The following is a 15,374-nucleotide window of genomic DNA, read 5'->3' as shown; positions in this document are numbered from 1 at the left end:
CAACGCGCGGTAATTCAGGCATTCAAAGCGGGCGCTGCGGCGCCCGTTCTGTTTGGCTATCGCAGGCACCGTGACAGCGCGCCAATGGCGCACGCGAGCGCCGCTGCTAGAATCGTGCGACCTTCCAAGCTCGCACAGGTGTTACCTATGAAGCGTTTCCGCGGATTTCTGCATGGCGTCGCACTCTCCGTCGGCGGCCTGTGCGCGGGTCTGTCGGCGCTACCCGTCGCGCATGCGGCCGACAGCGACGTTGAAACGCTCGTGTTCGTACGGCACGGTGAGAAACCGGCTCAAGGCTACGGCCAGCTCAACTGCCAGGGACTCAACCGGGCGCTGGCCCTGCCGGCGGTGATCGCTGCCAAGTTCGGCAAGCCGGACGCAATCTACGCCCCCGATCCCGGGCAGCAAAAAGACGACAGCGGCAAGCCCTACTACTACATCCGGCCACTGGCGACGATCGAGCCAACCGCCATCCAGTTCCAGATGCCTGTGCAAACGCCATATGGTTTCGCGCAGATCGACCAGCTTGGCACCGCACTGGTCAATCCGGCCAATCGAAACAAGCTGATTGTCGTAGCGTGGGAACACAAACTGATCGTGAAGCTATTGCGCCAGATGCTGAGCGCGCACGGCGGTAACGCCGCTGATGTCCCGAACTGGAAGAGCGACGACTTCGACAGCATTTACATTGTTCGCCTCAATTGGCAGAACGGCAGCGCGCGGGCAAGCTTCAAACATGATCGGCAAGGGTTGGACGGACGCGCGACCGACTGCCCTTGCGCGTCGCTGCCGGGAGCGTCGTCGGCGGCTGCATCGGCGCCTTCCGCTAGTGCGGCAGATTAATCGGGTAATACAGATGTAAGCCGCGATTACCACTGCGGCCGCTTGATTTGGGCCGAACGTGGCGCCGACCGTTCGCTGAATCGGCTCAATGGAGCGCACGCCCTTATATGGCGGGGCTTTGACCAGGCAACGCGTGACACGTCCCGCACCCGAATCCCGCCGTGCGCACGTTTCAATCCCCGCGACGATGCTTGCAGTCCGTAACATCTCGTCGCAGTTCCTACCGGCCGGAATGCGTAGATTGGTCCTGTGCGACAAACATACGTCGCCTCACAGGAGAACAAACATGAAACGCATCGTCACTCACTTGCTGGTTGCCGCAGGACTCGCAGCGGGCGCATGCGGTGTCGCGCAAGCGCATACGGATCTGAACATCGGCCTGTCGCTCGGCGCACCGGTCTATGCCAGCCCGGCTCCCGTCTATGCCGCACCGCAGCCCGTGTATTACGGCAACGGCGGCTGGGACCACCGTTACGACCGCGGCGACTACTATCGGGGCGACCATCGATATGATCGCAACTGGAACCACAATGGTCGTGGCTGGGGCCACGACGACCGGGGCGACCATGGTGACCGTCGCGGCGGATGGCACGGCTGATCGCCTTGGGTCCGCGGGCGGCAGCTAACAAATTAGTTGACCGGCGCTGATCAACGGGAAGCACGCAGCGCTTCCCGTTGCCCGCCGCGCCGCTAGTCGCGGCCGCAAGCGCACAAAAGCTCGCGCGAAGAAACGGCCCGCATCCATCAAGACGGATGCGGGCCGTTTCCATTTCAGATCAGGACGTCAATTCGTCGTCGAGTGAGAAGAGCTTGCGCAGATGATGCGCGACGCCGGCTTCGAAGTTGTTGCCGATGCGCGGCACGTTCGGCAGGCGCGTCATAAGATCGGGATTGGCGTTGTTCATCATGAACGGATGGCCGGCCGTTTCCAGCAGATCGATATCGTTCATGTTGTCGCCAAACGCCACGCAGTGCGAGGCATCCACGCCCACGCGTTCGAGCACGATCTGCAACGCGCGTCCCTTCGACACGTTCGCCGTCATCACTTCCAGGCAGTCCGGCAGCGAATAGGTCACGTAAAGGGCGTCGCCGAATTCACGAGCGAGGTTCGCCGCGACCTGTGCAAGATCGGCGGGCTCGCCAATGTAGAGGGCCTTCGCGATGTCGGCGCCGTCGTGCTTCGGCAGATCGGTCACCTCATAGGTGAAGCCCGAGTCCTGATGAAACTTCAGCAGATGCGGTGCGTCGCGGTCGATCAGCCAGGCCTGATCGGCGAACAGATTGACGATCACGCGGCCATGAGCGCCGGCGATTTCCGGCTGCACCAACCGTTGCACGATGGCGGGAGGCAGGTCGCCGGCATGGATGACCGTGTTGTCCGGCGCGTGGACGCGCGCGCCATTCGACGTGATCAGATACGGGTTGATGCCGAGCACGTCGCGGATGCCGGCGACGTCGCAATAATGGCGGCCCGTTGCAATCACGAACCGCAGGCCGTCGCTCTCGAGCTTACGCACGGTGGCGACCGTGAACGGGTCCACCTGGTGATCGGCGTTGAGCAGCGTGCCGTCGAGATCCGTGGCGATAACTTTGTACATGGTGTGAGCAGCCGGGCAGCGTCGAAGTGCGTATTTTACCGTTGCCAGCCGCGCTCACCGGAAACGCGCCAGCCATGCCCGACGGGTCTCGCCCGCGAGCGCGCCGCGTGCCGCTGTTTCTAGCTGCCGTTCTTTAGCCGCCGACGCGCCCCGCTTCGCGCTGCGCCAGCTGCAATCCGCCGTGCGCCGAATCGGCCAGCGGCTCGCGCAAACGCGCCTGATGGATCTGCGGCACGTACTCACGCAACGGCGCGCCGAGGCCGCCGCACAACGCGACCGGCAGGCTCGCCGAGGGATCCAGCGCGGCGATCATCTTGCCCACTTCCGCGCCGGCCTCGCCGAGCAACCGCGCCGCGAACGGATGCGCGCGATTGGCGACGACGATCCGCGCGAGCCTCGCATAAGCTGTCTGATTGGCTTCGCAAAGCCACACGACGAGACTGTCGCGGTCATGCGCGCCGGTATGGCTGATCAGCGCCTGCGCGAAATCGTCGTTGGGGCCGCGACCGTCAAGTGCGTGTTGTGCATGCACGATGCCCCGCAGACCGAGCCATGCGCCGCTTGCTTCGTCGCCCGAGGGAAAACCGTAGCCGCTGACCGAACGGCATTCGCCATTGCTATCCAGCACGGCCGCCACGCTGCCGGTGCCAAGCGCAACGATTACACCAGGCGCGCCGGCGTGCGCGCCCAGCAGGGTGGTATAGGCGTCGCTTTCCACGGCGAGTCCGGCGACCGCGGGAGCCTGAGCGCGAAACGCGCTCAGCCAGTCGCGATTATTGACGCCCGCCAGTCCGCAGCCGAGCACGCAGCGCGACCAGTCCAGCGCCATGCCGACGCTTGCAAATGCTTCGCCGCAGCCGGCCGCAATGGCCTGCCAAGCACGTTCGACGCCGAGCCCCAAGCCAGACGGCCCGCTTGCCGCCTGCGCCAGCTCGCGGCCTTGTGCGTCGCCGAGCACGACGCGCGTGCCGCTGCCGCCGCCGTCGATGCCGATCAGAAAGAAGTCTTTGCTCATGAAGTCGAGTGAGTTCAGTGGGTGAATAACGCGTAGCGTGGCAGGTCAGTTTCAATCCCGCAATCGGCCGAACGGCCGACTTGCAGTGCGCACGGCTTCGGCTATGCTGGCGAGCGACATCACAATACAGGAGCGCGACAGTGACACAGCGATGCAACTGGGTATCGAGCGAGGCGCTCGCGCACTATCACGACACCGAATGGGGCGTGCCCTCGCGCGATGACCAGCATCTGTTCGAGATGCTGGTGCTGGAGGGCGCTCAGGCAGGGTTGTCGTGGTCGACGATTCTCAACAAGCGGGCCGGCTACCGCCGCGCTTTTGCCGACTTCGACATCGACAAGGTTGCGCGCTTTACGCCGAAGCATGTCGATGCCCTGGTCAAAGACGAAAGCATCGTGCGTCATCGCGGCAAGATCGAAGCTGCCATTAACAACGCTCGGGCGGTCCAACAGATACAGGCCGAGCACGGCTCGCTCGCCAATTTCGTTTGGTCCTTCGTCGATCAGACGCCGATCCAGAACGATTGGGCTTCGTACAAGCAGGCTCCCGCGTCGACCGACATTTCCGACGCGCTGAGCAAGGGGCTGAAGCGCTATGGCTGCAAGTTCGTCGGCTCGACGATCTGTTACGCGTTCATGCAGGCGGTCGGCATGGTCAATGACCACGAGGCGAGTTGCATGTGCCGGGCGCGATGCGCGGCACTCGGCAAGAAAGGACGGAATCGCAAAGCGGGGTAAGGCAGGGCAGGCGCCTCTGCGCTTCTGCGTTTGCGCGCCTGGCGCACACCGTCCGCCATTCACGACCGTGCCCCGCAACCGCGTTGCCCCGCCCGTGACTGAGTGCCCCAGCAACGAACGGGCATCAAAGGCCCAAGAAGAGACCACAAAAATGCCCGAAAGAGGCCCCAAAAAGCAAAACGGCGATGTGGCTTCTTTCGAAGCTCACACCGCCGTTCGGCCGTGCGGAAAAAGCGTGCTTAGTGCAGCTTTTTCGGCAGCATCTGGCTGCGCAGGCGCTTGTGCAGGCGCTTCACAGCAGCAGCCTTCTTGCGCTTACGTGCCGTGGTCGGCTTTTCGTACGATTGGCGCTCACGCAGTTCAGCGATCAGGCCATTCTTTTCGATTGCGCGACGAAAGCGGCGAATCGCCACTTCGAACGGCTCGTTTTCTTTCAGAAGAATCGTCGTCATGTAATTCCTAACTCAATCACTTGATAGGGGTAAATTGCGTGGCGGCATACCGCTCACGCGCCGGCCCTCCGGTCGTTCCAATTCATGGCCAGTAACAGGCAAACGCGGGCAGAACCCGGCCAAACCACGATTGAAACGAGAGGCAAAGCGGCCACGGAGGCCGGAAAAGAGAGGTGGGGAGTTCACCGCGGAACGCGGACAGACAACATGCAAAAGCCGCGTCTGCTGCCGTTTCGCCGACCTTTCATCAACAGAAAAGCATTGACGAAACAGGCAAAGATCTCAATTCACTCCCGATGATATCAGGAAACTCTCCATCCTACCAGGGGTTTAGCGATTGCGCCAGGTCACTTGCACCTCAGGCGCTCGCTTCGTCCAGTTCGCGGATATCTGCGCCCGTCAGCATCAGGTGGACGGCTGCCGAGAGGTTTTTGAGCTGGTCGACCGATGTTGCGCTGGCAATAGGGGCCGTAACACTGGGCCGCGCGATCAGCCATGCCAAAGCGACAGTGGCCGAAGTGCTGCCATGCGCCTCGGCGATCCGGTCCAGCGCGGCGAGAATGCGCAAACCGCGCTCGTTCAAGTATTTTTCGACCCGGCTGCCGCGCGCCTTGTTGGCCAGATCCGCCCGCGACCGGTATTTGCCCGACAGAAATCCGCTTGCAAGACTGTAGTACACCACCACGCCAAGCTGATTGGCGAGCGCCACCGGTTCGATGTCGCGCTCATAGTCCGCGCGGTCATACAGGTTGTATTCCGGCTGCAGCAGCTGATATTCGGGCAACCCGTGCTGGCGGGACACCGCGAGCGCCTCCTCGATACGCGCGCCAGTGTAGTTCGACGCGCCGATCACCCTCACCTTCCCCGCCTCGATCAGCTTCTGATACGCGCCCAGTGTTTCGGCGAGCGGCGTTTCGGAGTCGTCGTCGTGAGAAAAGTAGACATCGATGTAATCGGTTTGCAAGCGCCGCAGCGAATCCTCGACCGCCGCCTGGATGTTGGCCGCCGACAACCCCTTGCGCTGCGGATGCTTCGAGACCTTGGTGGCGAGCACTATTTTGTCGCGCTTGCCGCTCTGACGGAACCACTTGCCGATGATGGTTTCCGACTCCCCGCCCTGATTGCCAGGCACCCATGCGGAATAGACATCGGCGGTATCGATAAAGTCGAGACCGGCATCGACAAATGCATCAAGAATCGAAAACGAGGTGGCTTCATCGGCGGTCCAGCCGAAAACATTGCCGCCGAACATCAGCGGCGCGACCTGTAATTCCGAACGTCCGATTCTGCGCTTTTGCATGATTTTTCCAGGGTTTGTCACAAGAGAGAAAAGAGAATACGCCGACTTTTCAATACCTGCAGTGGGTCCGCAGAGCAAGGCTGCAAGCGGCTTTCAGCGACATTGCAATAAACCGGCATGGAAAACGTTTGGCACGCCATTGCACAAAGTTCCTCAAGTTTTTTTTAGGGACGCCGTCAACCTTCACTGAGGCGGCCAGCAATGAACGAGTGCTTCCGCCGATGCCAACGTGGCGTATTGGGCTCAAGGCTTATTTAGGAGATTTTCCATGCTCGGAATCAATAGCAACATCAACTCGCTGGTTGCACAGCAAAACCTTAATGGCTCGCAAAGCGCCCTTTCGCAAGCCATCACCCGCCTGTCGTCGGGCAAGCGCATCAACAGCGCGGCTGACGACGCAGCAGGTCTGGCAATCTCGACGCGTATGCAAACGCAGATCAACGGCCTGAACCAGGGCGTGTCGAATGCGAACGACGGCGTGTCGATGATTCAAACCGCATCGAGCGCACTGTCGTCGCTGACCTCGAGCCTGCAACGTATCCGCCAGCTGGCCGTGCAAGCATCGACCGGTTCGCTGTCGTCGAGCGACCAGGCAGCTCTGCAGAAGGAAGTCTCGGCGCAGATCGCTGAAGTGAACCGTATCGCTTCGCAAACGACCTACAACGGCACGAACATTCTGGACGGCTCGGCAGGCAGCGTGACGTTCCAGGTCGGCGCGAACGTCGGTCAGACGATCAGCCTGGACCTGAGCCAATCGATGTCGGCAGCGAAGATCGGTGGCGGCCTGGTGCAAACGGGTCAAACGGTTGGCACGATCGCCGTCAACACGGACGCGACCGGCACGTACACCAGCACCGGCGCGACGATCACGTCGGTCAACGTGCTGTCGGACGGCAAGGGTGGCTACACCTTCACCGACCAGAACAACCAGGCAATCTCGTCGGGCGCAGTGTCCAACATCTTCTCGGCCGGTACGGCATCGGGTACGGGCACGGCAATCACCAACCTGACGCTGAACGCCACGCTCGCCACGGCGATGGGCGCAACGGCTTCCGGCGTCGCGACCGCATCGATCGCACAGATCAATGCGATCAACAACCCGCCGACGGTTTCGGGCCTCGACATCAGCACGGTCACCGGCGCGAACGAAGCAATGGTCTCGATCGACAACGCACTGCAGACCGTGAACACGCTGCAAGCTGCACTGGGCGCCGCGCAAAACCGCTTCACGGCAATCTCGACGTCGCAGCAAGCTGAATCGACCGACCTGTCGTCGGCACAGTCGCAAATCACGGACGCCAACTTCGCACAAGAAACGGCGAACCTGAGCAAGGCGCAAGTGCTGCAGCAAGCTGGTATCTCGGTGTTGGCGCAAGCTAACTCGAACCCGCAGCAAGTTCTGAAGCTCCTGCAGTAAGAGCTGACGCAGTAACGGCGATGCGTCGCGCGCAAGCGGGGCGCATCGCCGGTTTCAAACGACGGGAGGCATGCCTCCCGCTGTGCATTTCCATCACGCAGTGATGTAGCATCGCGCACCACCCAATACAGATTTCCAGACGCCCGGAGCCTCTGCATGTCCTCGATCTCAACCTCGTCTTCTACAGCAAGCGCCAACGCCGCGCTGCAGTCGGCTGCTCAATCGATCATCAGCGGCTCGACGGGCAATTCGTCGATGGACGTGTCGACGCTCGTCACGGCGCTCGTGAACGCGAAGACCGCAGGACAAACCGCGGCTCTGGCGGCACGACAAACCACCGACAACACCACGCTGTCCGCCTACGGCGCACTAAGCTCGGCGCTGAGCGCACTGCAGTCGGGCATCACGAATCTCGCCAACGGCACCACGCTGTCGACGTTCGCGGCCACCGCGAGCGGCACCGGCTTGACCGCGACCGCCGGCGTCGGCGCCGTGGCCGGCAGCTACTCGGTCGCCGTGACGCAGATTGCCAGCTCGCAAGCCTTGTCGTCGGCGGCCTTCAGCTCCACGACACAACTGGGCACCGGCACGCTCTCCATTTCGCTGGGCGGCAAGTCGATGGATATCAACGTCGATAGCACCAACAACACGCTCTCGGGCATCGCTTCGGCGATCAACGCGAGCAGCAGCAACCCCGGCGTCACGGCGACCATCGTGACCGGCACGGACGGCGCCCACCTCGTGCTGCGCGCGGCGAACACGGGGGCAGCGAACGTCATCAACGTCACGACCAGCAACATCACGACCGACAACGGCCTGTCGAGCCTCGGCGTGACCTCGACCGCCAGCACCACCGGCGGCCAGTCGACGATCACCTCGGCCAACGCGGGGAGCGCCTGGACGCAGAGCGGTTTTGCCCAGGACGCGGAGTTCACCGTGGGCGGGATCGCGGCCAGCAGTTCGACCAATGCGGTGACGAGCGCCATTGCGGGCGTCACGATGAACCTGACGTCCGCATCCGCCGGCACCACGCAGACGCTGACCATTGCGGCCGACACCACCTCGCAGAACACCGCGATCAATAATTTCGTGAGCCTCTACAACACCGTCGTCACGACGATGTCCACGCTCACCTCGTTCAGCTCCGGCTCGTCCTCGCAAGGTCCGCTGCTCGGCGACTCCACGCTGCAGACGATCAAGAACACGCTGGCCACCATCATCGGCGGTTCGGTCGGCTCGGGTAGCACCGGCACCACGCTGGCGGCGATCGGTATCTCGCTGAAGGACGATCCGGCGGACGGCACGCTGGTGGTCGACAATACCGCGCTGAATACCGCGCTGACGAGCAGTCCGGCCACGGTCGCATCGCTCTTCAACTCGACCAACGGCATTGCCGAGCAGTTGAACTCCAGCATCACCACGTTCACGCAGACCGGCGGCATCATCGACACGCGTAATACCGCGCTCAATGCCGACCTGAAGAGCATCACCACGCAACAAACCGCGCTCGCCGACTACACGACACAGTTGACGAATCAGTATCAGGCGCAGTTCACCGCCCTGAATACGTTGATGGCGACCATGAACAACAATTCGCAGTACCTGACCGCGCTGTTCGGCGGCACCAACAGCGCGGGCGCGCTGGCCACGAACAAGGGCTAAGCAATGAACGCGCACACCATGAATCAGACGGAACTGGTCGAACGCGTGCTGTCGATCACGCGCGAAATCGAGCAGGCGGCGTCGCTCGCCGACTGGCCGGAAGCCGCCCGCCTGACCGAAGCACGCTCACCGCTGCTGATGTCGCTCACCGCGGAGCAGGAGCCGGCCGCGCTGGAAATGATCCGCCAGATCCAGGCGATCGACGCGGCCCTGGTCGCCGACGCGGCAGTCACCCAGAACGAACTGCATACCGAGTTTGAAGCGGCGATCGGGCGCACCAAGGCCGCCGGCGAATATCAGCGCATGGCCCGCCTTTAAAAATCACCCGAAGCGGCATGCCCCAATGCGGCATCCGCTCCGTAAGAGCCGGTTCGACCGGCCGACCGAATAATAAGAACTACGCGCCGAAGTGAGGCGCGCTCGTTCCCTCAGCCCGCCTCGTGCGGGCTTTTTTCTTTTTCCCCGCTGGTCTTCCGGCTTTCCGCCCCCCTCTCCATACGCTAAACAGGCGGCCTTTTTACCGTCATCTCCGAGCATCGGAAACGCCCTCTCCGTCGCACAATTTCCGTCATAGACCATTCTGCGCTGAGACCATGACTCTCCTGTACGAGCAGCCGACAGCTGACCCCTTGACGCCCGAACAACAGCTCGAGCACGACATCGCACTCGTTTTGCAAACGGCGCTGGAGCACCACCACAAGGGCGAATTCGACGACGCCGAAGCGCTCTATCTGGCGATCCTCGACGCCAAACCGCAGCACTCGGACGCGCTTTACGACCTTGGCGTGCTGCTCGTTCAAACGGACCGCCCCAAAGACGCATTGCCCCGCTTCGAACTGGCGCTAGGTCAGCAACCGCAAAACGGTCAGTATTGGACGGCTTATATCAGCGCGTTGATCGACGCCGGTGAAACCGCCGCCGCGTGGCTCGCGCTGGAAATGGCGCAGAAGCAAGGACTGAAGGGCCCGGCGGTGGACGGCCTGATCGTGCGGATGGCGAATCCCGGCAAGATCGTCCTGACGCAGCCCGTGGCAGCCCAGAACCCGCAGTCAGCCGGCAGCGCGGCCGCTCCAACAAATAGCGAAGGCGCAGAAGCAACCGCAGATGCCGGCAAGTCCACGATCGCAGCCGGACGGCGCGTAAGCCAGCAGGAAACCTCGCGATTCACGTCGCTCTACAACAAAGGCCAGATCGCCGACGCCGTCAAACTGGCTCGCACGCTCACCCAGCGCTTCCCCGCCGACGGCAACGCGTGGCGCTGGTTCGGGATTGCGTTGCATCGTCTGGGCCGCTACGACGACGCGCTCATCCCGCTGCGCAAGGCTGCCGAACTCCTGCCCGAAGAGCTGGAGAGTCGCGCCGTCCTCGCGGATACGCTGCGACTGAAAGGCTTGCACAAGGACGCCGAAGAAGTCTGCCGCGCGATCATCGCGATCAACCCGGCCTACGCCGAAGCGCAACGGATCTACGGCATGTCGCTGGTTCACCAGGGACGAGTGGCCGAAGGTCTGGCTGCGGCCCGGCGCGCGATCGAACTGGCGCCGGACACGTCCGGCATGTACAACACACTGGGCGTGTTGCAGCTCGATCTGGGCATGGTGAGCGAAGCGGAGAAAAGCTTTTACGTCGCGCTGGAGAAAGACCCGAAAGACCCGATCGCGGCGGACAACTATCTGTTTTCGCTCGCCCACAATCCTGAAGTCAAGCAGGACACGCTGTTCGCCGAACACATTAAATTTGCGCAACAGCACGAAGCGCCGGTGCGTTCGCAGTGGCCGCGTCATGTGAACAAGCGCACGCCGAATCGCAAGCTGAAGATCGGCCTCGTTTCCGGTGACCTGTTCCGTCACGCCGTCGCCTCGTATCTGTTGCCGATCATGGAGCGTCTCGCGACCGACGCCAGCGTCTCGCTTCATGTGTACAACAACCACATCCTGGAAGACGACTACACCCATTTGCTGCGCAAGTGCGCCCATGAATGGCACCAGGTCACCGGCATGCCGGACGCGCACCTGGCGAACCGGATCCGCGACGACAGAATTGACATTCTGTTCGACCTGTCCGGCCACACGGGCCGCAATCGTCTTCTCACGTTCGCGCGCAAGCCCGCGCCGATCCAGGTCAGCTGGCTCGGCTACCCGGCCACGACCGGCCTGAGCGCGATGGACTATTACCTCGTGGACCGGTTCGGTGTGCCGTTCGGCGAGCCGGAACGCATGTTCTCCGAGAAGATCGTCCATTTGCCCGCGAACGCGCCCTTCCTGCCGGAAAAAAGCGCGCCGCCGGTCAACATCCTGCCGGCCATGCACAACGGCTACGTGACGTTCGGCAGCTTCAACCGCCTCAACAAACTGCGCCCCGACGTGATCGCCCTCTGGGCGGAATTGCTGAACGCGCAACCGTCGTCGCGAATGTTGCTGGGCGCGATTGCAACCGACGAGGACGAACAATTGCTCCTCGACTGGTTCGACAAAGCAGGCATCTCGCGCGAGCGTCTGATGTTCCGCCGCCGCTCGAGCATTCCGGTCTATCTGCAACAGCATTTTCACGTCGATATCTGCCTCGACACATTCCCGTACACGGGTTCGACCACCGTGCTGAATTCCCTGTGGATGGGCGTGCCGACCTTGACGATTGCAGGCGACACGTTGCCGAGCCGCGCCGGCGCCACCTGGATGTCGCACGTCGGCCTGCAACAGTATCTCGCCACCGATAAGGCGGACTTCGTCGCCAAGGGCGTCGCGCTGTCGTCGGATATCGAGGCGCTCGCCGCACTGCGCACCGGTTTGCGCGAGCGCTGCATGGCCTCGGCGGCATTCCGGCCTGAAGTCGTCGCCGCGGGCTTGTCGCGCGCATTGCGAATCATGTGGCAACGCTGGTGCGACGACCAAGCGCCCGTCGCGTTCGAAGTAACGGCAGAAGAAGCCACCGCCGCCACCGACGACGCCACCGCGCCGTCCAAGACAGGGGACAACAAGTGAACGCAGCCTTACCGCTTGGGGCCATCGAGCCGCAGATCGACGAGCGCATTTACGTTACCCAGCCGCACCTTGCGCCGCTTGAAGAATTCATCCCCTATCTTCAACAGATCTGGGACAGCAAGATCCTCACCAATGCCGGCCCGTTTCATCAACAGTTCGAAGAGGCGCTGTGCAAGTACCTCGGCGTGCGTCATCTTGCGCTGTTCACCAACGGCACGCTGGCGCTGCTCACCGCGCTGCAGGCGCTGCGCGTGACCGGCGAGGTGATCACGACGCCCTATTCGTTCGTGGCAACCGCCCACTCGCTGGTCTGGAACGGCATCAAACCGGTATTCGCCGACGTCGATCCGCATACGCTCAATCTCGATCCCGCCAAGATCGAGGCCGCGATCACGCCGCAGACCACCGCGATCATGCCGGTGCATTGCTACGGCAAGCCGTGCGACGTCGAGGCGATCCAGAAGATCGCCGACAACTACAATCTGAAGGTGATTTACGACGCGGCCCATGCTTTCGGCGTGCAGACCGAAACCGGCAGTGTGCTCGAACACGGCGACCTCGCCGTGCTGAGCTTCCACGCGACGAAGGTCTTCAACACCTTCGAAGGTGGCGCGATCATTTGCCAGGACGCCAAGACCAAACAGCGCATCGACCATCTGAAGAACTTCGGATTCGTCGATGAGGTGACCGTGGTTGCGTCCGGCATCAACGGCAAGATGAGCGAAATCAACGCCGCGTTCGGGCTGCTGCAACTGCAGCATATCGACGAAGCGCTGGCGCGGCGCGCGCGGATCGACGCAATCTATCGCGAACGGCTGCGCGACGTGCACGGTATCCGCTGCCTGCCCAAAGAAGGCCAGAAAGTCGCGAACCACTCGTACTTTCCGATTCTCGTCGGCCCGGAGTATCCGATCAGCCGGGATGCGCTGTATCAGAAGTTTCGCGACCAGAATATCTACGCGCGCCGCTATTTCTATCCGCTGATCTCGGACTTTCCGATTTATCGCGGCCTGCCTTCGGCGCGTCAGGACAATCTGCCGGTCGCGCATGCCGCTGCACAACAGGTACTGTGTCTGCCGATTTTCCCGGCGCTGACCGACGACATGCTCGATCGCATCATCGGGATCATCGCGGATACCTGAACGCCATGAAGCTCGCGATCATGCAGCCCTACCTGCTGCCGTATATCGGGTATTTTCAGCTGGCAGCGGCCGTCGACAAGTTCGTCTTTTACGACGACGTGAACTTCATCAAGAACGGCTGGATCAACCGCAACCGGATGCTGCAGGGCGACCAGGTGCGTTATCTCACCGTGCCGCTCAGCGGCGCGAGTCCTATGCTGAAGATCAACGAGGTGCTCGTCGAGCCGCGCGAGCGCTGGCTACGCAAGCTGCTCGAATCGATTCGGCATGCTTATGCCAAAGCGCCTCACTACCCGCAGGTGAGCGCGCTGATCGGACGGATTCTGGCGGAGCCGCTCGCGCCGGTTTCGCTGCTCGCCTCGCACACCGTGATGGAAATCTGCAATTACCTCGAGATCGATACCGAGTTCGTCCCGTCGTCGACGAAATACGGCAATGCGCAACTCAAAGGTACTGAGCGGGTCCTGGACATCTGCGCGCGAGAGCAGGCGACTACCTATGTGAACCTGCCGGGCGGTCGAGCGCTTTACGATAGCAACGCATTTTCGGCACGCGGCGTGGAGCTTGCCTTCATCGAGCCGAACCTGAGCCCGTACGCACAGTTCGATGACGCGTTTCACCCGGCCTTATCCATTCTCGACGTCCTGATGTTCAATAGCAAAAACAGCGTGAGAGATATGCTGTGCGTCGAGGTGAACGCATGACGGCTCGCGAATCGCGTGCAATCGGCGGCTATTTCGAACTCGAACTGCCGCGAGTCGACGCGCCGCTTCACGGCAACGCGCTGCGCTTTCAGTCGTCGCGCGCCGCGTTTCTTGCGCTGCTTCGCGCGGGGCGACCGACTGCCGTCTGGATGCCCTGGTACGTCTGCGATGCGATGATCGAACCGCTGCGCATGACCGGCACGCCGGTCAAACGCTATCGGCTCGATGCCGACTTGCGCGTGCAGTCTGCCGACCTCGCGCACGGCGAGTGGCTCGTCTACGTCAACTACTTCGGACTGTGCGCTCGCCAGGTCGACGACGTGCTCAGCCGGTTTCCGCGCGAACGCGTGCTGATCGACAATGCGCAGGCGTTGTTCGCGCGGCCCGCCGATTGTCTCGCCACACTGTATTCACCGCGAAAATTTCTCGGCGTGCCGGACGGCGGCTATCTCGTCACGCAGCAGCCGGTCGACATACCGGCAGCGTTTGACGAAGGCTCGTTGCTGCGCTGTGGGCATCTGCTGACCCGGCTCGCGAAAGATGCGGAAGCAGGCTACGCCGACTACGCGTTGGCCGAAGAAAGTCTGAAGCAACAAGAGCCGTTGCGGATGTCGACATTGACCGAGCGGTTACTCGCCAGCATCGACTACGACAGTGTGAGAGCACGGCGAGTCGAAAATTTCGCCTTCCTGCACGAGAAGCTGCAGCGCTACAACCGCTTCACGTTTCGTTACGACGAACAGACGGTGCCGCTCTGCTATCCGTTGTTCGACGCGCCCACCGGCGCACGCGAAGCGCTTCGTGCGCAGCGCATCTATACACCCACCTACTGGCCGGACGTGGCGGACGCTGAAGGCGCGCCGGACTTCGAACGCGATCTCCCGGGTTCGACGCTTTGCGTGCCGTGCGATCAGCGCCTCACACGCGACGATCTCGAGCCGATCGTGCAACACTTACTGGACCGGCTCGCATGAGCGACAACACGATATTCCTGCGCGAAATCGAGCGCGGCGATCTGCCGACAATCAATGCATGGCGCGCCGACAAGGCATTGGTCAGCCTGCTGGGTGGCGCCTTCCGCTATGTGGGCGCCGAGATCGACAACAAATGGTTCGATAGTTACCTCGGTTCCCGCGCGGGCAACGTGCGTCTCGCCGTGTGTCTCGCCTCGACCCAGGCCGTGGTGGGCGTGACATACCTGCTGGGCATCGACTGGGTGAACCGCAGCGCGGAGTTCTCGATTCAGATCGGCGCGGAAACGGCACGCGGCCGGGGCATCGGCGAGGCCGCGACACGTCAGACGCTCGACCACGCGCTCGGCGACCTCAATCTCAACCGCATTTCGTTGACCGTGCTCGCATCCAATGCGCGCGCCATCGCGCTTTACGAGAAAGTGGGCTTTCGTGCCGAAGGTCTGCTGCGCCAGGCCGCCTTCAAAGGCGGCCGCTATCTCGACGTCATTCCGATGGCCATCCTGGCTGACGATCGGCGCTGAGCCCTTCCCTTTTGCCGTTGTCTTGCTC

General features: G+C 62.3%; 15 protein-coding genes. 11 read left to right on the top strand and 4 right to left on the bottom strand.

All coding sequences use genetic code 11. The annotated features are described in order from the left end of the window. The first annotated feature begins 147 nt into the window (after positions 1–147). Positions 148–843 (top strand): histidine phosphatase family protein, encoded by a 696-nt coding sequence (locus P0D71_RS06395; protein WP_408479506.1) that lies wholly within the window; start codon positions 148–150, stop codon positions 841–843. Between the two features lie 286 nt (positions 844–1,129). After that, positions 1,130–1,441, top strand: a complete 312-nt coding sequence (locus tag P0D71_RS06390; protein WP_408299817.1) for a PXPV repeat protein — start codon at positions 1,130–1,132, stop codon at positions 1,439–1,441. 178 nt (positions 1,442–1,619) lie between these two features. Here P0D71_RS06390 and P0D71_RS06385 read toward each other — a convergent pair whose 3' ends face one another. Further along, positions 1,620–2,441 carry a Cof-type HAD-IIB family hydrolase gene (locus tag P0D71_RS06385; protein ID WP_408479505.1) on the bottom strand — a complete coding sequence of 274 codons (822 nt, stop codon included), beginning with the start codon at positions 2,439–2,441 and terminating at the stop codon, positions 1,620–1,622. A gap of 133 nt (positions 2,442–2,574) precedes the next feature. Beyond that, entirely contained in the window at positions 2,575–3,456 is an 882-nt protein-coding gene (locus P0D71_RS06380) for a glucosamine kinase nucleotide-binding domain-containing protein (protein WP_408344113.1), read from the bottom strand. A 140-nt stretch (positions 3,457–3,596) separates the two neighbouring features. Between P0D71_RS06380 and P0D71_RS06375 the strand changes: the two genes are divergently transcribed. Continuing rightward, on the top strand, positions 3,597–4,193 hold the full coding sequence (locus P0D71_RS06375) for a DNA-3-methyladenine glycosylase I (RefSeq protein WP_408299813.1): 597 nt from the start codon (positions 3,597–3,599) through the stop codon (positions 4,191–4,193). A 239-nt stretch (positions 4,194–4,432) separates the two neighbouring features. Here the strand turns inward: P0D71_RS06375 and rpsU are convergent, their stop codons facing one another. Together rpsU and P0D71_RS06365 are read right to left on the bottom strand one after the other, a co-directional pair. After that, entirely contained in the window at positions 4,433–4,645 is a 213-nt protein-coding gene (rpsU, locus tag P0D71_RS06370) for a 30S ribosomal protein S21 (RefSeq protein WP_006050883.1), read from the bottom strand. 358 nt (positions 4,646–5,003) lie between these two features. Continuing rightward, positions 5,004–5,945 carry an aldo/keto reductase gene (locus P0D71_RS06365; RefSeq protein ID WP_408479504.1) on the bottom strand — a complete coding sequence of 314 codons (942 nt, stop codon included), beginning with the start codon at positions 5,943–5,945 and terminating at the stop codon, positions 5,004–5,006. Positions 5,946–6,213: 268 nt separating this feature from the next. On the opposite strand from P0D71_RS06365, the gene P0D71_RS06360 reads away from it, so the two are divergent. The 8 genes from P0D71_RS06360 (at position 6,214) to P0D71_RS06325 (ending at position 15,346) form a co-directional block, all read left to right on the top strand. Beyond that, complete coding sequence (locus tag P0D71_RS06360) at positions 6,214–7,362, top strand: flagellin (RefSeq protein WP_091797949.1); 1,149 nt, start codon at positions 6,214–6,216, stop codon at positions 7,360–7,362. A gap of 156 nt (positions 7,363–7,518) precedes the next feature. Beyond that, entirely contained in the window at positions 7,519–9,024 is a 1,506-nt protein-coding gene (gene fliD, locus P0D71_RS06355; RefSeq protein ID WP_408299808.1) for a flagellar filament capping protein FliD, read from the top strand. A gap of 3 nt (positions 9,025–9,027) precedes the next feature. Then, a complete protein-coding gene (fliT, locus tag P0D71_RS06350) occupies positions 9,028–9,342 on the top strand; it encodes a flagellar protein FliT (protein WP_091797944.1) in 315 nt (104 codons plus the stop codon). A 275-nt stretch (positions 9,343–9,617) separates the two neighbouring features. Next, positions 9,618–12,005, top strand: a complete 2,388-nt coding sequence (locus P0D71_RS06345) for an O-linked N-acetylglucosamine transferase family protein (protein WP_408299806.1) — start codon at positions 9,618–9,620, stop codon at positions 12,003–12,005. Further along, entirely contained in the window at positions 12,002–13,147 is a 1,146-nt protein-coding gene (gene vioA, locus P0D71_RS06340) for a dTDP-4-amino-4,6-dideoxy-D-glucose aminotransferase VioA (protein WP_408299804.1), read from the top strand. The genes P0D71_RS06345 and vioA overlap by 4 nt, the downstream gene beginning before the upstream one ends. Positions 13,148–13,152: 5 nt before the next feature. Then, positions 13,153–13,851, top strand: coding sequence for a WbqC family protein (locus P0D71_RS06335; protein WP_408479503.1), 699 nt, complete (start codon positions 13,153–13,155; stop codon positions 13,849–13,851). Further along, positions 13,848–14,825: a hypothetical protein gene (locus tag P0D71_RS06330; RefSeq protein ID WP_408479502.1), complete on the top strand. Its 978-nt coding sequence runs from the start codon at positions 13,848–13,850 to the stop codon at positions 14,823–14,825. The genes P0D71_RS06335 and P0D71_RS06330 overlap by 4 nt, the downstream gene beginning before the upstream one ends. Next, on the top strand, positions 14,822–15,346 hold the full coding sequence (locus P0D71_RS06325) for a GNAT family N-acetyltransferase (protein ID WP_408479501.1): 525 nt from the start codon (positions 14,822–14,824) through the stop codon (positions 15,344–15,346). Before P0D71_RS06330 ends, P0D71_RS06325 begins: the two co-directional genes overlap by 4 nt. Positions 15,347–15,374: the final 28 nt, after the last annotated feature.

Source organism: Paraburkholderia sp. RL17-383-BIF-A, assembly GCF_046028015.1.
Classification (GTDB): domain Bacteria; phylum Pseudomonadota; class Gammaproteobacteria; order Burkholderiales; family Burkholderiaceae; genus Paraburkholderia.
This window is presented reverse-complemented; position numbering and strand designations above follow the sequence as displayed.